At 67.2% G+C, this 19,735-nt stretch carries 27 protein-coding genes, 1 tRNA gene and 1 pseudogene; 4 read left to right on the plus strand and 25 right to left on the minus strand.

All coding sequences use genetic code 11. The annotated features are described in order from the left end of the window. Positions 1-35 precede the first annotated feature (35 nt). The 8 genes from Q8N10_RS03625 to Q8N10_RS03660 all read right to left on the minus strand — a co-directional run bounded on the left by Q8N10_RS03625 (position 36) and on the right by Q8N10_RS03660 (position 5,435). Complete coding sequence (locus tag Q8N10_RS03625) at positions 36-773, minus strand: YkgJ family cysteine cluster protein (protein ID WP_305663865.1); 738 nt, start codon at positions 771-773, stop codon at positions 36-38. 14 nt (positions 774-787) lie between these two features. After that, complete coding sequence (locus Q8N10_RS03630; RefSeq protein ID WP_304778126.1) at positions 788-1,099, minus strand: hypothetical protein; 312 nt, start codon at positions 1,097-1,099, stop codon at positions 788-790. Between the two features lie 31 nt (positions 1,100-1,130). Then, the gene (locus tag Q8N10_RS03635; protein WP_304778129.1) at positions 1,131-1,430 is read right to left on the minus strand and encodes a type VI secretion system tube protein Hcp; all 300 of its coding nucleotides are present in this window, start codon (positions 1,428-1,430) and stop codon (positions 1,131-1,133) included. Positions 1,431-1,651: 221 nt separating this feature from the next. Continuing rightward, positions 1,652-2,140: a peptide-methionine (R)-S-oxide reductase MsrB gene (msrB, locus tag Q8N10_RS03640; protein ID WP_304778131.1), complete on the minus strand. Its 489-nt coding sequence runs from the start codon at positions 2,138-2,140 to the stop codon at positions 1,652-1,654. 46 nt (positions 2,141-2,186) lie between these two features. Beyond that, complete coding sequence (argC, locus tag Q8N10_RS03645) at positions 2,187-3,134, minus strand: N-acetyl-gamma-glutamyl-phosphate reductase (RefSeq protein ID WP_304778134.1); 948 nt, start codon at positions 3,132-3,134, stop codon at positions 2,187-2,189. A 96-nt stretch (positions 3,135-3,230) separates the two neighbouring features. Next, positions 3,231-3,701, minus strand: a complete 471-nt coding sequence (gene rpsI, locus Q8N10_RS03650; protein WP_304778137.1) for a 30S ribosomal protein S9 — start codon at positions 3,699-3,701, stop codon at positions 3,231-3,233. 2 nt (positions 3,702-3,703) lie between these two features. Next, complete coding sequence (gene rplM, locus Q8N10_RS03655) at positions 3,704-4,177, minus strand: 50S ribosomal protein L13 (RefSeq protein WP_304778140.1); 474 nt, start codon at positions 4,175-4,177, stop codon at positions 3,704-3,706. A gap of 220 nt (positions 4,178-4,397) precedes the next feature. Further along, the gene (locus Q8N10_RS03660; RefSeq protein WP_305663866.1) at positions 4,398-5,435 is read right to left on the minus strand and encodes a COX15/CtaA family protein; all 1,038 of its coding nucleotides are present in this window, start codon (positions 5,433-5,435) and stop codon (positions 4,398-4,400) included. 148 nt (positions 5,436-5,583) lie between these two features. Between Q8N10_RS03660 and Q8N10_RS03665 the strand changes: the two genes are divergently transcribed. Further along, positions 5,584-5,832, plus strand: coding sequence for a GlsB/YeaQ/YmgE family stress response membrane protein (locus tag Q8N10_RS03665; RefSeq protein ID WP_304778146.1), 249 nt, complete (start codon positions 5,584-5,586; stop codon positions 5,830-5,832). A 63-nt stretch (positions 5,833-5,895) separates the two neighbouring features. Further along, positions 5,896-6,093: a DUF2842 domain-containing protein gene (locus Q8N10_RS03670; protein WP_304778149.1), complete on the plus strand. Its 198-nt coding sequence runs from the start codon at positions 5,896-5,898 to the stop codon at positions 6,091-6,093. Between the two features lie 51 nt (positions 6,094-6,144). Here Q8N10_RS03670 and Q8N10_RS03675 read toward each other — a convergent pair. From Q8N10_RS03675 to Q8N10_RS03705, 7 genes are all read right to left on the minus strand, one after another. Continuing rightward, positions 6,145-6,221, minus strand: a tRNA-Pro gene (locus Q8N10_RS03675). Positions 6,222-6,320: 99 nt separating this feature from the next. Further along, entirely contained in the window at positions 6,321-6,749 is a 429-nt protein-coding gene (locus tag Q8N10_RS03680; protein ID WP_304778151.1) for a MerR family transcriptional regulator, read from the minus strand. Positions 6,750-6,762: 13 nt separating this feature from the next. Further along, positions 6,763-7,065, minus strand: coding sequence for an integration host factor subunit alpha (locus tag Q8N10_RS03685; RefSeq protein ID WP_293497622.1), 303 nt, complete (start codon positions 7,063-7,065; stop codon positions 6,763-6,765). 132 nt (positions 7,066-7,197) lie between these two features. After that, positions 7,198-8,178 carry a beta-ketoacyl-ACP synthase III gene (locus Q8N10_RS03690; RefSeq protein ID WP_304778157.1) on the minus strand — a complete coding sequence of 327 codons (981 nt, stop codon included), beginning with the start codon at positions 8,176-8,178 and terminating at the stop codon, positions 7,198-7,200. Next, the gene (gene plsX / locus Q8N10_RS03695; protein ID WP_304778160.1) at positions 8,171-9,235 is read right to left on the minus strand and encodes a phosphate acyltransferase PlsX; all 1,065 of its coding nucleotides are present in this window, start codon (positions 9,233-9,235) and stop codon (positions 8,171-8,173) included. Before plsX ends, Q8N10_RS03690 begins: the two co-directional genes overlap by 8 nt. Before the next feature lie 85 nt (positions 9,236-9,320). Further along, positions 9,321-9,851 (minus strand): DUF177 domain-containing protein, encoded by a 531-nt coding sequence (locus Q8N10_RS03700; RefSeq protein WP_304778169.1) that lies wholly within the window; start codon positions 9,849-9,851, stop codon positions 9,321-9,323. Then, a complete protein-coding gene (locus Q8N10_RS03705) occupies positions 9,848-10,378 on the minus strand; it encodes a ubiquinol-cytochrome C chaperone family protein (RefSeq protein ID WP_304778172.1) in 531 nt (176 codons plus the stop codon). The genes Q8N10_RS03700 and Q8N10_RS03705 overlap by 4 nt, the downstream gene beginning before the upstream one ends. Before the next feature lie 105 nt (positions 10,379-10,483). On the opposite strand from Q8N10_RS03705, the gene Q8N10_RS03710 reads away from it, so the two are divergent. Further along, positions 10,484-10,969 carry an outer membrane protein assembly factor BamE gene (locus Q8N10_RS03710; protein WP_304778174.1) on the plus strand — a complete coding sequence of 162 codons (486 nt, stop codon included), beginning with the start codon at positions 10,484-10,486 and terminating at the stop codon, positions 10,967-10,969. 74 nt (positions 10,970-11,043) lie between these two features. Here Q8N10_RS03710 and Q8N10_RS03715 read toward each other — a convergent pair whose 3' ends face one another. The 9 genes from Q8N10_RS03715 to glyA form a co-directional block, all read right to left on the minus strand. Further along, positions 11,044-13,194, minus strand: a complete 2,151-nt coding sequence (locus tag Q8N10_RS03715) for a sodium-translocating pyrophosphatase (RefSeq protein ID WP_304778177.1) — start codon at positions 13,192-13,194, stop codon at positions 11,044-11,046. A 212-nt stretch (positions 13,195-13,406) separates the two neighbouring features. Then, on the minus strand, positions 13,407-13,844 hold the full coding sequence (locus Q8N10_RS03720; RefSeq protein ID WP_304778180.1) for a hypothetical protein: 438 nt from the start codon (positions 13,842-13,844) through the stop codon (positions 13,407-13,409). Positions 13,845-13,934: 90 nt separating this feature from the next. Then, positions 13,935-14,954, minus strand: coding sequence for a thiamine-phosphate kinase (gene thiL / locus Q8N10_RS03725; protein ID WP_370690198.1), 1,020 nt, complete (start codon positions 14,952-14,954; stop codon positions 13,935-13,937). After that, positions 14,860-15,321 carry a transcription antitermination factor NusB gene (gene nusB, locus Q8N10_RS03730; protein ID WP_304778186.1) on the minus strand — a complete coding sequence of 154 codons (462 nt, stop codon included), beginning with the start codon at positions 15,319-15,321 and terminating at the stop codon, positions 14,860-14,862. The genes thiL and nusB overlap by 95 nt, the downstream gene beginning before the upstream one ends. Continuing rightward, positions 15,318-15,773 (minus strand): 6,7-dimethyl-8-ribityllumazine synthase, encoded by a 456-nt coding sequence (gene ribH / locus Q8N10_RS03735; RefSeq protein WP_304778189.1) that lies wholly within the window; start codon positions 15,771-15,773, stop codon positions 15,318-15,320. The genes nusB and ribH overlap by 4 nt, the downstream gene beginning before the upstream one ends. A gap of 38 nt (positions 15,774-15,811) precedes the next feature. Next, positions 15,812-16,402 (minus strand): riboflavin synthase, encoded by a 591-nt coding sequence (locus tag Q8N10_RS03740; protein WP_304778191.1) that lies wholly within the window; start codon positions 16,400-16,402, stop codon positions 15,812-15,814. Next, entirely contained in the window at positions 16,403-17,047 is a 645-nt protein-coding gene (locus Q8N10_RS03745) for a RibD family protein (protein ID WP_304778193.1), read from the minus strand. After that, positions 17,037-17,510 (minus strand): transcriptional regulator NrdR, encoded by a 474-nt coding sequence (gene nrdR / locus Q8N10_RS03750; protein ID WP_304778195.1) that lies wholly within the window; start codon positions 17,508-17,510, stop codon positions 17,037-17,039. The genes Q8N10_RS03745 and nrdR overlap by 11 nt, the downstream gene beginning before the upstream one ends. Positions 17,511-17,550: 40 nt before the next feature. Beyond that, positions 17,551-18,840, minus strand: coding sequence for a serine hydroxymethyltransferase (glyA, locus tag Q8N10_RS03755; RefSeq protein WP_304778198.1), 1,290 nt, complete (start codon positions 18,838-18,840; stop codon positions 17,551-17,553). Between the two features lie 176 nt (positions 18,841-19,016). On the opposite strand from glyA, the gene Q8N10_RS03760 reads away from it, so the two are divergent. Next, positions 19,017-19,448, plus strand: coding sequence for a MucR family transcriptional regulator (locus tag Q8N10_RS03760; protein ID WP_304778200.1), 432 nt, complete (start codon positions 19,017-19,019; stop codon positions 19,446-19,448). Between the two features lie 150 nt (positions 19,449-19,598). On the opposite strand, the pseudogene Q8N10_RS03765 reads toward Q8N10_RS03760, so the two are convergent. Continuing rightward, positions 19,599-19,735: pseudogene (locus Q8N10_RS03765) on the minus strand (5-aminolevulinate synthase); the annotation flags it as partial.

Below are 19,735 nucleotides of genomic sequence, written 5' to 3' on the forward strand. Positions count from 1 at the left end.
GACACTATCGGAGCGCGCGCCGGACGCCACGTCCATCAGAGGCCGCGGAGCAGTTCGCCCAGCAGTTCCGGTCCCGACAGCTCGCGCCCCGACGGCCTATCCTGATCCTCCAGGGTGAGGGCCAGGACCAGGGGCGACCAGCCGATCGCGGCCTCGGCCTTGAGCAGGGCGCGGGAAGGATCGCCATCGAGGGGCAGGAGGTCGATGGTGGTCGCCGTGGGCGCGGCGCAGGCCGCCGCCGGCGAGGTCACCAGGTACTCGCGGCAGGAGGTCGGGCGGTCGGAGTGAATGGAGCAGGACTGGTTTTCAAGAAACGGGCAGGCCAGGCCCAGGCGAAAATAATCCATGCCCAGATCCCGCAGGTCGCCATCGCCGCTCAGCCGGTCCAGCAGCCCCGCCTCGGCCAGGGCGCGCAGCACCGCGTCGAAGCGGGCGCGCACCTCGGCCTGGCGTGGCTGCGGCATCGCGGCCACCAGATGGGCCAGGGCCAAGGCCTCTGAAGCCGAGACGGGCACCAGTTGGCTGCAGCAGGCGCCGCATCCAGCCTTGCAGGACAGGGTCTGGCCCGCCGCCGCCGCGCGCGCGATGGCGCGATCGCCCATCAGGTCGCTGAGGCCGTGAAAGATCGGCAGCAGGTCCTCGATGGAGGCTGGGCCGGCCGGAACGGTGAGCTCGAAGTCCACCGCCTCGCCGCCCAGCACCAGGGTCACGCGACCGGTGCTCAGCGCGCCCAGGGCGGGGCCGCCGGCCGAAAGCCGGACTGGCTCCTGCACGGCGCCGTCAGAGGTCATCGCCCGCCGGGGCCCGCCTTGACCGGAGTCTGGCATTGGGCCGCGCCGTCCTTCAACACCACCTGCCCGCCGCCGACCGTGCAGGCCCGCCGCGTGTCAACGTTGTCGATCTTGGGGTATTCGACTTTGAACTTGGTGAAATTCAGGTTCGCACCGGCCTTCTCCATCTTAATGTGGAAGTCCTGCGACGTCTTGGCGGCCGCGGCCGGCTGTGGCCCCTTGACCACCTCCGCCGCGTGACCAGACACCACCATGACGCCGAGATCGAAGGCGATCGCGCCCGCCAGGATCAAAGGTGTCTTGCGCATGAGTGAGCCTTCTTGAAACGAGGAAGCGGGATCATTTCGCCGGAGCGGCCTTGGTCGTGATCTGACATTCCTGGCCGCCGGCCACGTTGACCACCTTGCCGAGCTTGAGGACGCACTCCCTGGCGGTACGGGCGCTGTTGATGCGGTAGGAGCTGATCAGCACGTCGGTCAGCTTGATCTTCAGGTACTCCTGCGTGCCGCCGCCAGCCTTGCGCACCGTGGTAGCGGCAGCGTCCGGCCCCTTGGGGGCCTCGGCGGCCTGCCCTGACACAACCATCAGGCCGAGGTCGAAGGCGATGGCGCCGGCCAGGATGAGCGGGGTCTTGCGCATGAAGCTGTTCTCCGTGTTCCCATGAGGTCGTTGCGAAGCGGCTCTTGGTTCAACGCCGCCGCGTTTGCTCGCCACGGGTCACTATGGCGAACTTCCGGCACCCTGCAGGTCAAAGGAAGCTGCACTACTGCCCCCCTGCGCCGCAGGTCAATGCTCGCCGAACGCCGTCGCGCACGCCCGCGATCCCTGGATGCGCAAGGCTCGCTGGCGCACCGCCCGGGTTAGGCCGGCAAGAACTTCAGCGCGACGCCGTTGTTGCAATAGCGCAGGCCCGTAGGGCGTGGGCCGTCGTTGAAGACGTGGCCCTGGTGGCCCAGGCATTGGGCGCAGTTGTACTCGGTGCGCAGCATGCCGAGGGAATAGTCCGGCCTCTTGATCAGAGCGCCGCCGATGGAAGTGAAGAATGAGGGCCATCCGGTGCCGCTCTCGAACTTCGCCGTGCTCTTGAACAGCGGCCAGTTGCACCCGGCGCAGACGAACGTCCCCTTGCGGTGTTCCTTGAGCAAGGGGCTGGTCCCCGGCCGCTCGGTGCCCTCGTGACGCAGCACCCGGTAGCTGTCGGCCGGCAGCCGGGCCTTCCACTGGGCGTCGGTGAGCTTCTTCCACTTGGGATCGGGCGCGGGCGCCGCCAGAGCGGAGCCGGCGGGCGCGAGCGCCAGGGCGACGGCGGAGGTGGTGAGGAAGCGGCGGCGGTCCAGGGTCTGGGTCATGTCAGGTCATACGTGGCGGCGCGTGCGAAGGTTTCACCCTGCCGACCTAGAGCCCCGCCGCCTCGTCGAGGCCCAGCATCAGGTTCATGTTCTGCACGCAGGCGCCCGAGGCGCCCTTGCCCAGGTTGTCCAGCAGGGCCACCAGCCGCGCGTGGCCCTCGGCCTCGTTGCCGAACACGAACAGCTTCATGCGGTTGCCGCCGTTCAGGCCCTCGGGATCCAGGGTCTTTATTCCCTGGGCCTCCTCAAGGCTCGCGACCTCGACGAACTGCTGGCCATGGTAGCGTTCGGCCAGCACCGCCTGGATCGCCGCCAGGGTCGGCTTCTTCGGCAAGGACCAGAGGTGCAGCGGGATCTCCACGATCATGCCCTGATGGTAGCGGCCCACCGCCGGGGTGAAGATCGGTTTGTGGGTCAGTCCGCCACGTTCAGCGATCTCGGGGACGTGCTTGTGGGAAAGCCCCGTCGCGTAGATGCGGTAGGCGACCGTGGTGTAGTCGGCAGCGCTCTTGTCCTCGAACTCGGCGATCATCTGCCGTCCGCCGCCGGAATAGCCGGACACCGCATTGATGGTCACCGGCTGCTCGGCCGGCAGCAGGCCGGCGTCCACGAGGGGCCGGATCAGGGCGATGGAGCCGGTCGAGTAGCAGCCGGGATTCGACACGCGCTTGGAGGCCGCGATGGCCTCCCGCTGGCCGATAATGGCCTCCGGGAAGCCATAGGCCCAGCCCGGCGCGACCCGATGGGCCGTCGAAGGGTCGACAATCTTGACAGCGGGATTGTGGATCAACCCGACCGCTTCCTTGGCCGCGTCGTCGGGCAGGCACAGAATCACCACGTCGGCGCCGTTCAACAGCTCGGCGCGGGCGGCCGGGTCCTTGCGCTTGGCAGGATCGATGGAGATCAGCTGCAGATCGCTGCGGCCCTCAAGCCGCTCGCGGATCTGCAGGCCCGTGGTGCCCGCCTCGCCGTCGATGAATACCGTGTGGGTCATGTCGCAGATCCAAGCAAAACCAATTCCAGATAGCAGAAGGGGCGCCCCGGTTTCCCGAAGCGCCCCTTTGCAAAACGCGAGTGAACGCGCGCGGGTTTAGCGCTTCGAGAACTGGAAGCTGCGTCGCGCCTTCGCCTTGCCGTACTTCTTCCGCTCGACCACGCGGCTGTCGCGGGTGAGGAAGCCGTGCGGCTTCAGCACCGGGCGCAGGCCCGGCTCATAATAGGTCAGGGCCTTGGACAGGCCGTGACGGATCGCGCCGGCCTGGCCCGAGAGGCCCGAGCCCACGACCGAGACGACGACGTCGAACTGGCCTTCACGGTCGGTGACCTGGAAGGGCTGGGCGAGCATCATGCGCAGCACCGGACGGGCGAAATAGATTTCCTGGTCGCGGCCATTGATGGTGATCTTGCCCTTGCCCGGCTTGATCCAGACCTTGGCGATCGCGTTCTTGCGCTTGCCGGTGGCGTAGGCGCGGCCGAACTTGTCGATCTTCTGCACGGCCGGCTCGGCGGCCGGTTGCGAGGAGAGGCTTTGCAGGGCCTCGAAGCCTTGGGACTCGGACATGCTTAGGCGCTCCGCACGTTCTTGGCGTTCATCTCTTTGAACGCGATGGTCTCGGGGGTCTGCGCTTCGTGCGGATGCTCAGGCGAATTGTAGAGCCGCAGATGGGTCAGTTGGGCGCGCGCCAGGGGGCTTTCCTTGGGCAGCATGCGCTCCACGGCCTTTTCCAGGACGCGTTCCGGGAACTTGCCGTCCAGCACCTGGCCGGCGCTGCGCTGCTTGATGCCGCCGGGGTGACCGGTGTGGCGGTAGTAAATCTTGTCGGTCAGCTTCTTGCCGGTGAACTTCACCTTGTGGGCGTTGATCACGACGACGTAGTCGCCGCAATCGACGTGCGGGGTGTAGTCGGGGCGGTGCTTGCCGCGAAGACGCATGGCGATGAACGAGGCGAGACGGCCGACGACGGCGTTCTCGGCATCGATCACGATCCACTTCTTCGTGACGTCGGCGGGCTTCAGAGAAGCCGTCGTCTTCATCATGGGAACGGGTCCGTAATTGGCGTGGGACCGGAAGATCCCGACGAAAGAGGCGCGCTGATACGTCGGCTGGGTCGGTCTGTCAACAACTTCGCGAACCCGCGCGGCGCAAATCCTTACGCCATAAGGGTTTGGCGGGATGGGTATAATAATACCGCACTTCGCGACCGTGATGGCGCTGGGCTGGAAGCAGGCCCGATGGGCCATGGCCCGGTTTCCGGAGCTAGGGCCTGCGGACCCGCCAGGCGAAGGCGGTGGCGATGGCCAGCAGCAGGGCCGCGGTGACCTGGTGCAGCAGGGCCAGCCAGAGCGGCGTGCCGGCCATCAGGGTGGCGATCCCCAAAGCGGCCTGGACCAGGACCGCGCCGCCCAGCGCCAGGGCCAGGACCTTGGCGCCCGCCGGCAGGAAGCGCGAGCGCTGCGCGGCGACCGCCGCCACCCGGGCCAGGATCACCAGCAGGTAGGCCAGCAACCGGTGGTGCAGCTGCACCGCCGCCTGACTGTGGGCCACGGTCGCCCATAGGGTGGCGCCCGCGTAGTCCGTCGGGAACAGGGCGCCGTTCATCAGCGGCCAGTCATTGTAGACGAAGCCCGCGTCGGTGCCGGCCACCAGGGCGCCCAGCAGGATCTGCAAGAAGATGAGCCCGGCCAGCCCCAAGGCGTGCCGGTTCCAGGCGCTGGGGACGGTCTGCCGGGGGGCGCCTGTCCAGGCGTCGAGCGCCGTCCAGATCAGGCCCGCCAACAGCGCGAAGGCCAGGCCCAGATGAACCGTCAGCCGCTCGGGCGCGACCGACACCAGTTGAGACTGCGAAAGGCCGCTTGAGACCATCCACCACCCGATGGCGCCCTGCAGGCCGCCAAGCGCCAGCAGGACCGCGCAGCGCCAGATGAGCCGCTTGGGAAGCTGGCGACGGATCAGGAAATAGGCGAAGGGGATGGCGAAGGCCGCGCCCACCAGTCGGCCCAGGAGCCGGTGGCCCCACTCCCACCAATAGATGGCTTTGAAGGCCTCCAGGCTCATGCCCTTGTTCAGCTGCTGGTACTGCGGAATTTCGCGGTAGCGGGCGAACTCCTCGTTCCAGTCGCCGGCCGACATCGGCGGCAGGGCGCCCGTGACCGGTTTCCATTCGGTGATGGAAAGGCCGGAGTCAGTGAGCCGCGTGGCGCCCCCCACCACCACCATGGCCAGGACCAGCAGGGCGACGGCGAAGAGCCAGAGGGCGACCGGCCGCGACCGGTCCGAGCGAAGGAAGGACGTCATGGGGGTGACTTGAGACCTTTCGGTGCGTTCCGGGGCGACCGGCTACCTGAGAAGCCAAGCGGCGTCCACGCTTGCACGCCACTTGCAGGTGACATGTGAACCGGGGATGGTCCGGGACACAGCCAGACGGGGGCGTTGAGGCGGATTTATGGACGGCGTCGGCCTCTATGCTCAGATCCTGATCGGGATGCTGGCCGGATGGTTCGCCGCCCTGGCGCTGGGCCGCCGCCACAGCCTGTTCACCTACATGGCCGTGGGCCTGGTCGGGGCCGTCCTGGGCCACGCCATCGCCGGGGGGCTGGACATCCATCTCGTGGGGATCTGGGGCAGCCTGATCGCCGCCACCGTCGGTTCGATCCTGTTCCTGGCGCCCTTCGCCATCTTCCGCCGGCGCTAAGCGCAATCCGAGCGAAGTGGGATCGGAGTGGAATGCGCTCCAGCTCAGCCCTATACCGGCGCCATGAGCGCACGCGTCCGGAAGTTTGTTGGCGGTATCGGCATCCTGATTTTCCTCGCCGCCTATATCTGGGCGGTGACGGCCATCGCCGAACACCTCCCCGATCAGGTCTTCATCCAGACGCTGTTTTACGCCGTGGCCGGCATCGGCTGGGGCGTGCCCATCCTGCCGCTGCTGTCCTGGATGAACCGGGGGAAGTAGCCCCAAACGAAAAGGGCGCCCTCTTGCGAGAGCGCCCCTTCGGCCTTCCGATGGTCGGAGCGACAGGATTCGAACCTGCGACCCCTTGACCCCCAGTCAAGTGCGCTACCAGGCTGCGCCACGCTCCGACATCGGCAAGGCGGCCCTTCTAACCTCTTGCGGCCCACGGGCAAGCTCGAATTTCCGGGCAGCGTCGATATCTGCGCCAGCGCGGCGCAGCTTGCGGCTCAACGCTTCAGGAGCGCGTCCAGACGTCGCTTGGCGGCCTGCAGGTCGTCGAGGGCGAAGACCAGGCGTTCGCGGTCGTCAGCGCCCAGGCGGGCGCTGGAAAGCCCCAGCACGGCTCTGTTATCGGCAGGCTCGGATACGGGGACTGGCGCGCCCTCCCCGTTGGCGGCCGACAGCAGGCGCTTGAGGCCCTGTTCCTTGTGCAGGCGCTGGACGCCCTTGATGGTGTAGCCATCCTCGTGCAGCAGAGTCTTGACCCCGCGCAGCATCGAGATGTCCTGCGGGCGGTAGAACCTGCGCCCGCCCGCCCGCTTCATGGGGCGGATGAAGGAAAACTTTGTCTCCCAGAACCTGAGCACGTGCTGGGGCACGCCCAGCTCGTCGGCCGCTTCCGAAATGGTGCGAAAGGCGTCCGGGCCCTTGGCCACGGGGGGCCTCTCGCTACTTTCCGAGGGCGCGGTCTACTCGCGCCTTCATGACCTGCGAAGCACGGAAACCAATCACGCGCCGAGGTTCGATCGCGGCGGGTTCGCCGGTCTTCGGGTTGCGGCCCATGCGGGCCCGCTTGGCGCGCACCTGGAACACGCCAAAGCCGGAAAGCTTGACCTGTTCGCCGCGCTCCAGAGCCTGGGCGGCCAGTTCGAGCGTACGCTCGACAAGTTCGGAACAATCCTGGCGGGTCAGGCCCACCTCCTCGTGAACCGCCTCGCACAGGTCGGCCCGCGTTACTGTCGCGCCCTTCATCCTCGCCCCTGCCCCCACTGAACCACTGCGACGGGCCGCAATCGCGGGAACGTCGGATAACCGTCATGGCCTGATTGTCGCATCAGGTCAAAGACTTCAAGGCGTAACCGGGCACGGACCCGAAGCTTTCGCCTAGAGGCGTATGACGCAGGCGCCCCAGGTCAGTCCGCCGCCCATGGCCTCCAGCAGCAGCAGCTGGCCGGGCTTGATGCGTCCGTCCGAAATGCCTTCGTAGAGCGCCAGCGGGATCGAGGCCGCCGATGTGTTGGCGTGCTTGGCCACCGTGGAGATGACCTTCTTCTCGTCGATGCCAAGGCGCCTGGCGACGCCTTCCAGGATGCGCTGGTTGGCCTGATGGGGAATGAACCAGTCGACATCGGCCACATTGACGCCGGCGTCCGCGGCGGCGGCCACCACAGCCTCGGAGATGTTCACCACGGCGTGTCGGAACACCTGGTTGCCCTGCATGCGCAGGTGGCCGATCTGGCCGTTGGTGGAAACCCCGCCGTCCACGTAGAGCAGGTCCTGCTTGGTCCCGTCGGCGCGGAGCGCAAAGCCCAGCAGGCCACGGTCGGCGGTGGTCCCATCCCCCTCGCCCGGCTCCAGCACTACGGCCCCGGCCCCGTCGCCGAACAGCACGCAGGTGCCACGGTCGGTCCAGTCCATCAGCCGGGTCATGGTCTCGGCCCCGATCACCAGGGCGCACTTGGACCGGTTGCGGGCCACGAACCCGTCGGCGGTGGACAGGGCGTAGACGAAGCCCGAGCAGACCGCCTGGACATCGAAGGCGATGCCGATGGGGCAGCCCAGCTTGCGCTGCACGATCGTCGCCACGGCGGGGAAGGTCAGGTCCGGCGTGGTGGTGCCGACGATGATCAGGTCGACGTCGGCGGGGGTCTTGCCCGCCGCGGCCAGAGCCTTCTTGGCGGCCTCCACCGCCAGATCGGACACAGGTTGGTCCGGCGCTGCGCGATGGCGCTGGCGGATGCCCGTGCGTTCGATGATCCACTCGTCGCTTGTGTCGACCGTCTTGGAGAGGTCGGCATTGGTGACGATCTCGTCGGGCAGATAACCCCCGACCCCGGTCACGACGCTACGCAGGACTTTAGTCAACGGTTGCAGCTCCATCGGCGGCCGGAGCACTCGACTCGGCCACAGCGGCGGTGAGCCGCGTCATATTCTTTTCGACCTCGCTGGCGAAGTCGCTTTGCGAAAGGCTGGCGGCCATGCGGATGGCGTCGGCGAAGTCCTGGGCCTTGGCGCCCCCGTGCGACTTCACCACCACACCGTTGAGGCCAAGAAGTGGCGCCGCACGGGGCGGGTTCAATTTCTGGCCGAACCTGCGCAGGCCGGACCGGGCCAGCAAGGCCCCAGCGGTGGTGATCAGCGAACTGGTGAGGGCGGCGCGGAGCTCGGCTTCCACATAGCGCCCGGTGCCCTCGGCGGCCTTCAGCATGATGTTGCCGGTGAAGCCGTCGGTGACCGCGACGTCGACGGTGTTCTTCGACAGGTCGTCGCCCTCGATGAAGCCGCGATAGTCGAGGTCGAACTTGCCGGAGCGCAGGATGGCATGCGCCTGGCGAACCTCCTCGTGGCCCTTCACGTCCTCGGATCCGACGTTGATCAGCCCGACCGTCGGCTTGGCGACGCCGTGGAAGGCGCGATGGAAGGCCTCGCCCATGATGGCGAACTCCACGAGGCGCTCGGCGTCGCAGTCAATATTGGCGCCCACGTCGAGCACCGTGGTCAGGCCCTTGGCGCCGGGCCAGCTGGCCACCAGGCAGGGCCGGTCGACATCCACGCTCATCCGCAGGATCAGCTTGGAGATGGCCATCAGGCCGCCGGTGTTGCCGGAAGAGACAGCGGCGACCGCCTCACCCGTCTTCACCGCCTCGACGGCGTTCCACATCGAACTGCCCTTGCCTCGCCGCAGGGCGGTGGCGGGCTTCTCGTCAGAGGCGATGACCTTGTCGGTATGGCGGACCTCGACCAGGGTCTTCAGCGCTGGGTGACGGACGAGCTCTGACGCCAGCGCCGCCTCGTCGCCGTGGGCCAGGAACCTCGTGCCGGCCGGCATGGCCTTGGCGGCGAGCGCGAGAGCGGGGACGGTCACGGAAGGTCCGTGGTCGCCGCCCATCGCATCGATTGAAATGACCAGGGATCGGGTCAAGAGATTGCGTTCAGCCCCCTATTGCGACCGCGCCCGGACGATACAGCCCAGGCCTGGCGATGCAAACCGCGTGAGGACCGCGCGCTCATTCGCCCTCCCCCTTGAGCTTCTTCAGGGCGGCGAAGGGCGACAGGTCGGTGGTGTCCGGGGCGTATTCAAACACTGCCCCGGGCTTACGGGGAAAGGGATCGATCTCCAGCGCCAGCTGTTCGATCAGATAGGCTGAGAGGTCGATCTCCTCATCGGCCAGCACATCCGGCGGATCAGGTTCGTCGGGGTCGAATTCCAGTTCAACCGTGGCGGCTTCCGACTCAGGCGGGGCATGCGGGCTGCCGGCCGGGACCACCCGGAACTCGATGTCGGCGGTCAGCGGCTGTTCGAAGGCGTCCAGGCTGACACCGCAGATCTGCTCCACCACGGCATCAAGCTGGCCCAGAATCTCGGCGCCATCCAGCCAGGCATGGACGGTGACGTCAGCGGTCAGGGCCGGCAGGCTCTCCAGGCCGATCTCCTTGGCGATCAGGGCGCGGGTCTCGGCGTCGGGCTCCAGGCGGACCTTCACCGGGCCCTTGGATAGTTCCTGAAGGCGAATCGTCTGGCTCCAGGCGCGTTTCATGCGGGGTTCCAGTCGACGTTCCCGGCCAACATCGCGTCCAGGGGCTGATCGGCGAGGCGCGCGCGCTGGGCCAGCACATAGGCGGCCAGCTTCGGAGCGGCGGGAGATTCGGCCTCGGCATAGACGGTGCGGACCAGCAGTGCCTCCAGGGCCGCCGTGTCGGGCAGCGATTCGAAGGCCGCCTCATACGACTTCACCCGCCCGTAGAAGGCTTCGCCGAGCTTGCGCATCTTCTTGCCCACCGAGAGGTCGCCCACCCCCATCTCGCGCAAGGCGTCGTCGAGCGAGGAGACATAGGTGTCGAACAGGGCCTGGGCCGTGTCGCTGGCCTGCGCACCCTGCCGTTTCAGGCGGTCCAGCACCAGAAAGACATGCAGGCTGTAGATCTCGAAGCGTCCCTCGACGGTGTCGGGGGCGGCATAGACCTCGTAAAGCGCCGGCGTCCGCGACTGATCGACCACGCGGGCGTACAGCGCGCGCCCGGCGGTTTGGGCGGGCTTGGGGCGGAACAGACGGTCCAGAAGCATCTTGGCCTCGATTTCGCCCGAAGGGGCCTTTAAGGGCGGCATTGCAGTAAGGGGCCGCGAGCGATAGGTCAAAGCCCAGGAAAATTGAACGGGTCTGATCCGCACATGTTTCGCAGTGTCGCCTTCGCCGCAATCGCCGCCGGTCTCATGGCCACGGCCGCCTGTGCGCCGATCACCACCTATTCGGGGTTCCAGGCCATCGACGCCAATCCCAAGGACGTGAAGGTGGGGACTGACACCAAGTCCGTCGTCCGCGGCCGGCTGGGCTCACCCTCGGCGACCTCCACCTTCGACCCGAACGTCTGGTTCTATATCGACCAGGTCAAGGAGACCGTGGCGTTCCGCATGCCCAAGACCACGCGGCGGGACGTGACCGCCATCGCCTTCAACAAGGATAGCGAAGTGGTGGAGAGCGTCAGCCAGTACAGCCTGAAGGACGGCAAGGTCATCGCCTTCAACGACCGCGAAACCCCCACCCGGGGCCGCGAGCTGACCATCTTCGAGCAGCTGATCGGCACCGTCGGACGCGGCACCATGCTGCCCAACGACGACGAGGGCGTCCCCGGCAGCCGCCCTGGCGACCGCCGCTAAACCTACACCCTTCACCAAATTAAAAACGCCCCGGAGATCGCTCTCCGGGGCGTCTTCATGTGCGTGTCAGTCGATTATTGCTGCGCCAGGACAGCCAGCAGCAGCAAGGCCACGATGTTGGTGATCTTGATCATCGGGTTCACCGCGGGACCCGAGGTGTCCTTGTAGGGGTCGCCGACGGTGTCGCCGGTCACGGCGGCCTTGTGAGCCTCCGAACCCTTGCCGTGCAGGACGCCGTCAGAGTCGGTGAAGCCTTCTTCGATCACCTTCTTGGCGTTGTCCCACGCGCCGCCGCCCGAGGTCATCGAGATGGCGACGAACAGGCCGGTGACGATCACGCCCATCAGCATCGCGCCGACGCAGGCGAAGGCGTCGACCTTGCCGGCGATCGCATTGATCACGAAGAACAGCACGATTGGCGAGGCCACCGGCAGCAGCGACGGCACGATCATCTCGCGAATCGCCGCCTTGGTGAGGATGTCGACGGCGCGGCCGTATTCCGGCTTCACCTCACCGGTCATGATCCCCGGGTTCTCGCGGAACTGACGACGGACCTCGACCACGACCGACTGGGCGGCGCGGCCCACGGCGGTCATCGACATGCCGCCGAACAGGAAGGGCAGCAGGCCCCCGAACAGCAGGCCGACCACGACGTAGGGGTTGGACAGATCGAAGGCCACCGCCCCCAGTCCGTCGAAGAACGAGCCCGGCGTCGCATTGGCCGCGAAGTACTTCAGGTCTTCCGTATAGGCCGCGAACAGCACCAGGGCGCCGAGACCGGCCGAGCCGATCGCATAGCCCTTGGTGACCGCCTTGGTGGTGTTGCCGACGGCGTCGAGGGCGTCGGTGGTGACGCGCACCTCCGGAGGCAGACCGGCCATTTCGGCGATGCCGCCGGCGTTGTCGGTGACCGGGCCAAAGGCGTCCAGGGCGACAACGAAGCCCGCCAGGGACAGCATGGCGGTCGTGGCGATGGCGATTCCGAACAGGCCCGCCAGATTATAGGTGACGATGATTCCCACGATGATCACCAGGGCGGGGGCCGCGGTGGCCTCCAGGCTCATGGCCAGACCCTGGATGACGTTGGTCCCGTGGCCGGAGACCGAAGCCTGAGCCACTGACTTCACGGGGCGGAAGTTGGTGCCAGTGTAGTACTCGGTGATCATCACGATGAGCGCGGTGATCACCAGGCCCGCCATGGAGCAGTAGAACAGCGACATCGAGTCGAAGGTCTTCTCCAGCGGGGTGCCGGCGTTGACGGTCAAGGGTTCGGTGACCAGGGCGGGGATCAGGAACCAGAGCGCGATGGCCGAGAGCACGCCGGTGACGATGAGGCCCTGGTAGAGGGCGCCCATGATCGAGCCAGACTTGCCCAGGCGGACGGCGAAGGTGCCGATGATCGAGGTGATGATGCAGACGCCGCAGATGGCCAGCGGCAGCAGCATGATGCTCGGGAGCAGGGCCGAGCCGCCGAAGAAGATGGCGGCCAGGACCATGGTGGCGACCGTGGTCACCGCATAGGTTTCGAACAGGTCGGCGGCCATACCGGCGCAGTCGCCGACATTGTCGCCCACGTTGTCAGCGATGGTGGCGGCGTTGCGGGGGTCATCTTCCGGAATGCCGGCTTCAACCTTGCCCACCATGTCGCCGCCGACGTCGGCGCCCTTGGTGAAGATCCCGCCGCCCAGGCGGGCGAAGATGGAAATCAGAGAGGCGCCGAAGCCCAGCGAGACCAGACCGTCGATCACGTGGCGATCGGCCGGGGCCAGGCCCTGGACCTGGGTCAGGTAGCCATAGTATCCGGCGACGCCGATCAGGGCGAAGCCCGCGACCAGCAGGCCGGTGATGGCGCCTGAGGTGAAGGCGAGCTTCAGGCCCTTGGCCAGGCTCTCCGAGGCGGCCTGGGCCGTGCGGACGTTGGCGCGAACCGAGATCAGCATGCCGGCGAAGCCGGCGGCGCCCGAAAGCACCGCGCCGATCAGGAACCCGGCCGCCGAATAGCCGCCGATCAGGAAGTACAGGGCGATCAGGACGACGACGCCCACGATCGCGATGGCGGTGTACTGGCGCTTCAGATAGGCCTGCGCGCCCTCCTGAATGGCGGCTGCGATCTCCTGCATCTTCGCGTTCCCGGGCGACTCCCGGAGCAGCGCGGCCGTCTGGACGATGCCGTAAAGCACCGCCAGAACGCCGGCGGCGATCACCAGCTCAAGCGTAAAACTCATTATCTGAAAGCCCCTTTTGCAATTGTGCGGAGGGGGGACGACGCCAGCCTTAGGCGCGCGCGTCGGTATGTTCCCGGCCCCATGGTGTTTCCCCAGTGGAGCGCCTTTGGCGACGCCCCTTTTATTTGAGAGCGTGAAGGTGCCAAAACTGGCGCCCGTAAGCAACGCCTGTTGGCCATTCGGTCCCTAGGGCCGCATTCCCCGCGCCGAAGTCACCTCAGAGTAGGCAGGCCGGTGCGCTTCTTGGGCGATTGGGAGAGGACGGCGACGCCCTTCACCTCCTTGGCCCCGCCGATGGCGATGGCTTCGCGCAGCAGGACGGCCTTCAGCTTGGCCTCGTCGATCTTGGTGTAGTCGGTGGCCAGGGTGAAGAACGGCGAGCGGTGCGCGGCCCGCACCAGCGCGTCGCGGAAATATGGCTCCTTGGTTCGCAGCTTGCTGGTGTTGGCCATGGCGGAGAGCTGGATGCGCACGGAAGCGAAGACGTAGTTGACCAGCAGGCCGCGCACGATGATGGGCAGCGCCACTGGCGCCAGGTCCACGTACTGGCCGTCCGTCGCCGCCGCCGCGGGCTTTTTCGGCGCCGAAGCTCGCGCCGGGGCGGCGATGAGCGCGAGAGGCGCAAGGGCGATGAGGGCGCGACGATCCATCTCGCCACCCTGACAGGATATGGTTTCCGGAAGCTTGCAGGGCGTGACAGCTGAGGTGGAGACATGGTCAGGCGGCCGATATGCGCCAGGTCAGGCGTGGGTCCAGCCGCCCACGCCGGGGTCGATCACCTCATCGCCCACCCGGACCTCTATCCCCTCGCCCTCCACCATCTCTCCGATGACGGTCAGGCTGCTCAGCGCCGGATGCTCGGCCGGCGCGGTGCAAACGATCTCATAGTCATCGCCCCCCGTGGCCAGCCGCAGCAGGGCGGTGGCTTGATCGTCCTGCGTGGCCAGCCAGGCGCGGGCGGGCTTGGAGAGGGGCATTCGTTCCAGGTCGAGCCTCAGGCCCAGGCCGCTGGCCTGGGCGATGTGGCCGGCGTCGGCCACCAGCCCGTCGGAGACATCGGCGGCGGCGCTGGCGTGTGCGCGGAGTGACCCTCGCAGGTCCAGGCGCGGATTGGGCAGGCGGTGCGCCTCCGCCAGCCAGCGGCGATCCAGTTCACCCCATCCTGGGCCCCAGTCCAGCCAGCCGTCGCCGATCGGTCCGCTCACCATCAGCAGGTCGCCGGCCTTGGCGCCGCCCCGACGGATCATGGTCCCGCTCGGAACCCAGCCCAGCAGGGTCATGGAGACCACCAGCGGTCCAGGTGTGGAGACCGTGTCGCCGCCCAGCAGGATGACGTCATAGGCCAGGCCATCCTCGTCCAGTCCGCGGGCGAACGCCTGGCGCTGGTCCCAGCCGAACCCGGCCGGCCAGGCGGTCATCAGGAAATAGCCGTAGGGTTCGGCGCCCTTGGCCGCCAGGTCGGAAAGATTAGAGCGGAGAAGTTTGCGCGCCACGATGTCAGGCGGGTCATCGGGCCGGAAATGCACGCCGGCCACCAGGGCGTCCTTGGTCACCACCAGGTCGAAGCCCGGCCGCGAGGGAATCGCCGCAGCGTCGTCCAGCAGATCGAGGGCCTCAGCCGCGCCGCGGGTCAGCGGCCGGAACAGCCGGGCGATCTGTTCGAATTCATCCGGCGCGGACATCCTGGGCCACCTTGTCCAGGGCGCCGTTGACGAACCCGGGCTCCGGTCCTTCGAAGAAAGACTTGGCCAACTCGACATACTCGTCGATCACCACCTCGACCGGCACGTCGTCGCGGTGGGACAACTCATAGGCGCCCGAGCGGAGAATGGCGCGCACGGTGGCGTCCAGCCGGTCCAGCTTCCAGCCGGTGGCCAAGCGCTTGACCACGGCGGCGTCGATCTCACGCTGGCTCTGCACTACGCCGCGCACCAGTTCGGCGAAGAACAGCTCGTCGGCGGCGGCCAGGGGGTCACCCTCCCCGTCACCCTCGATGCCGCGATCAAAGCGGTGGTCGGTGAATTCCCGGATCACCGCCTCGACGCCGACGCCGGAGACTTCCATCTGGTACAGGGCCTGGACGGCGGCGAGGCGCGCGACCGAGCGGGCCTGCTTGGGCTTGCTCATCGGACGCCCATCAGCTGGCTCTTCAGAGAGATCATGGTCAGGGCCGCGCGGGCCGCGCCGCCGCCCTTGTCGCCCTCGCTGGCCTTGGCGCGGGCCCAGGCCTGGTCCTCGTCCTCGACCGTGAGTATGCCGTTGCCGATGGCCAGGCGCTTGCCGACCGTCAGGTCCATGATGCCGCGGGCCGACTCGTTGGAGACGATCTCGAAATGATAAGTCTCGCCGCGGATCACCGTGCCCAGCGCCACATAGCCATCATAGCGCACGCCGGTGGCGCCGCCTTCCTCGGCAAGCGCGATGGCGCCGGGAATCTCCAGGGCGCCGGGCACCGTCACCACGTCATACTCCGCGCCCTGCGAGGTGATGGCGTCCGCCGCCCCCTGCAGCAAGGCGTCGGCCAGGTCGGAATAGAAGCGCGCCTCGACGACGAGGATGCGGATTTTGTCTTCGAGCATGGGTTCTTTCCGGACGGCCACCTACTTGGCCGCCCCCTTTAGGCTGTTTCGCGCCAGCGGGCGAGATACCGGGCCAGCATGTCGATCTCGAGATTGACGCGGGAGCCGACGTTCAGGGTCCCCAGCGTGGTCACGTCCCACGTGTGGGGGATCAGGTTCACCCCGAACACGTCGTCCTCGACCTCGTTCACGGTCAGAGAAACGCCCTCGATGGTGATGGAGCCCTTGGGGGCGATGAAACGATGCAGGGGCCGGGGAACCCGGACCTGCACACGGTGCGATCCGCCCTCGCTCTCGATGGAGATCACCTCGCCGACGCCGTCGACATGGCCCGAGACGATGTGGCCGCCCAGTTCGTCGCCCACCCGGGCGGCGCGCTCCAGGTTGACCGGACGGCCCTCCTCCCAGTCCGAGAGGGTGGTGAGGGCCAGGGTCTCGCCGGAAACCTCCACGGCGAACCAGCCGTCGGACTTCTCCACCACGGTCAGGCAGCAGCCGGCATGGCTGATCGAGGCGCCGATATCGACGGTCGAGAGATCAAACTTCGTCTCGATCTCGAACCTGCGGTCGCGGTTGGTGTCGCGGACGGCGCGGACGCGGCCCACATCGGTGACGATGCCGGTGAACATTCAGATCCTCTCGTAGCGTTCCCACACATCGGGACCCAGCAGCTGAAGATCAACCCGCTTAAGCCTGGGCGCGTCGGAAAGCGCCTGGATGGCCAGGGCGCCGATCCCCGGCCGCCCCTCCCCGCCGATGATGATGGGCGCCCGGAACCACTCCAGCCGGTCCACCAGGCCGCAGCGCAGGAAGCTGGCCGCCACCTGTCCACCGCCTTCGACGAACAGACGATCCAGACCCTCGGCGGCCAGGGCCCGGACGACATCGTGCAGTTCGGGCCGCTCGTCGCCAACCGCATGGACCTGCAGCACCCGGACGCCGGCGTCGATCAGGCGAGCTTCCGGGGGTGTGGTGGAAATCAGATAGGTGGGGATATCGCGGGCCGTGGTGATCAGCTTGCAGCCGTCCGCCAGGCGTTGGCGGCTGTCCAGCACCACCCGGGCCGGCTGCGGACCGTTGAAATCGGCCAGCCGCACGGTGAGCTCGGGGTCATCGGCCAGGGCGGTCTCGACGCCGACGACGACCGCGTCATGCTCGGCGCGCAGGCGGTGGACCTGTTGGCGCGCCCCACTCCCGGTGATCCAGCGGCTCTCCCCGGTTCCGGTGGCGATGCGACCGTCGAGGGAGGTGGCGAGCTTGAGGCTAACGCTCATCCTCTGGACCTTCGCTCAGGCCTTCTTCCCCGAGGAAGGTGGCGAACTCGCCGGCCTCACGGAAGTCGCGATAGACCGAGGCGTAGCGGACATAGGCCACGTCATCGAGCACCTTGAGCTGCTTCATCACCATCTCGCCCACGGCCGACGACGGCAGCTCGGTCTCGCCCATGCTCTCAAGCTGGCGCACGATGGTGGAGATCATCTTTTCGATGCGGTCCGGTTCGATGGGCCGCTTGCGGGTGGCGATCGCAATCGAGCGCGCAAGTTTGTCGCGTTCAAATGGCGTACGCCGACCCGACCGCTTCAGGATGGTCAGTTCGCGCAGTTGCACCCGCTCAAAGGTGGTGAAGCGGCCGCCGCACTCGGGACACAGCCGCCGCCTGCGGATGGCCGCGCCGTCTTCCGACGGACGGCTGTCCTTCACCTGGCTCTCAAGATGACCGCAGAACGGGCAGCGCATGATCTAGCCCTTCCGGCCAATCGAACCCCTATTAGAGGGATTAGCTGTAGATCGGGAAGCGTTTCGTCAAGGTCAGGACCTCGGCCTTCACCTTGGCTTCCACGGCGGAATTGTCGCCGCCGGCCGCGACGCCGTCCAGAACTTCACCGATCCAGGTCCCGACCTGACGGAATTCCGCCGGGCCGAAGCCGCGAGTCGTGCCGGCCGGCGTGCCGACGCGCAGGCCCGAGGTCTGCATGGGAGGAAGCGGGTCGAAGGGGATGCCGTTCTTGTTGGTGGTGATCCCGGCCCGCTCCAGGGCGATCTCGGCGTCGGCGCCGGAGACGTTCTTGGGCGTCAGGTCCACCAGCATCAGGTGGCTATCGGTGCCCCCCGACACGATCTTGAAGCCCGCCGATTGCAGGCTGTCGGCGAGGGCGCGAGCGTTGTCGATCACCTGGCGGGCGTACTGCTTGAACTCCGGACGCAGGGCCTCGCCGAAGGCCACGGCCTTGCCGGCGATGACGTGCATGAGCGGACCGCCCTGCAGGCCGGGGAAGACCGCGCTGTCGATCTTCTTGGCCCACTTCTTGGAGTTGGTCATGATCATGCCGCCGCGGGGACCGCGCAGGGTCTTGTGCGTCGTCGTAGTCACGATGTGGGCGTGCGGGAACGGGTTGGGGTAGGCGCCGCCCGCCACCAGGCCCGCATAGTGGGCGATGTCCACCATCAGCAGGGCCTCGACGCTGTCGGCGATCTCGCGGAACCTGGCGAAGTCGATGGCCCGCGAATAGGCCGAGCCGCCGGCGATGATCACCTTGGGCTTTTCGGCCAGGGCCACTTCAGCGGCCTGATCATAGTCGATCATGTGGTCCTGCTGGCGCACGCCGTAGGCCACGGGCCGGAACCACTTGCCCGACTGGTTGACGCTCTTGCCGTGAGTCAGGTGGCCGCCGGCCGCCAGGTCCATGCCCATGAAGGTGTCGCCCGGGCTCATGGTTGCCATGAAGACCGCCTGGTTCGCCTGGCTGCCGGAGTGGGGCTGCACATTGACGTACTCACAGCCAAACAGCTGCTTGGCGCGCTCGATGGCGATCTCCTCGACCTCGTCCACCACCTCGCAGCCGCCATAATAGCGTTTCCCCGGATAGCCCTCGGCGTACTTGTTGGTCAGGACCGAGCCCTGGGCCTCCAGCACGGCGCGGCTGACGATGTTCTCCGAAGCGATCAGTTCGATCTGATCCTGCTGGCGCTTCAGCTCCCGCGTGAGCACGCTGGAAACCGCCGGGTCGCTCTCTGAAGCGGGCGCGGTGAAGAAGGCGTCGATGAAATTAGCGGCTTGGGCGGTCATGAGAGGGCCTTTCGGGAATCTGGGGAGGACGGGCCTGGGCGGCTCTTTACCGCCTTGCGGGCCCGGGGCCAAACGTTGGGAACCATGTCGGGTCGGAGGCGTTGACGCCAAGTCCGATGACCCTGGGCGAAGGGGTGGTCGGGCTTTTGCAATGCCATGTACCCAGGGGGCGCTTGATGAGTATCGATAGGGAAGCTGACGGCACGGACGTCGAAGAGGTTTTGTCCCTCGCCACCGGCATCGTCTCGGCCTTCGTCAGCCGTAACTCTGTGTCTCAGAACGACCTGCCAGAATTGATCCGGTCGGTGCACCAGGCTCTGCAGGGCCTTGGCCAGGCCGCGCCCATCGCCGTGGAAGAACGGCCCAAGCCGGCGGTGCCGATCAACAAGTCGATCCAGCACGACTTCATCGTCTGTCTTGAAGACGGCAAGCGGCTGAAGATGCTGAAGCGGTACCTGCGTTCGCGGTTCGACATGAGCCCCGATGACTATCGGCGTCGCTGGGGCCTGGCGCCCGACTATCCGATGGTGGCGCCGGCCTATGCGGCGCGCCGTTCGGACTTCGCCAAGCAGATCGGTCTCGGCAAGGGCGTGCGGCGGCGGACCTGAGTTGGGCGGCCTGGCCGCCTGATCGTTCAGATGAATATAGAAGTTGAGGCTTCTCCGAAGCGGTGAGTGCGCTCCCCGTATGCGCCTGCACGCCTCAAATCGCAAGCTGACGACGGCTTTTCCTGACCGCCGCCTCGGCGAGCTCTGCCGTCAGGCGGCGTATCCGCCGACGCGCTTGATGTTGCAGTGGGCCCAGAGCCTTTCGAGGGCTTGGGCCAGGTCGTCCATCATGGCGTCGGTGTGGGCGGGCGACGGGGTGAAGCGCAGGCGCTCGGTGCCGCGCGGGA

Origin of the sequence: Phenylobacterium sp. (assembly GCF_030693625.1) — a bacterium.
In the GTDB taxonomy this organism is placed as follows: Bacteria; Pseudomonadota; Alphaproteobacteria; order Caulobacterales; family Caulobacteraceae; genus Phenylobacterium; species Phenylobacterium ferrooxidans.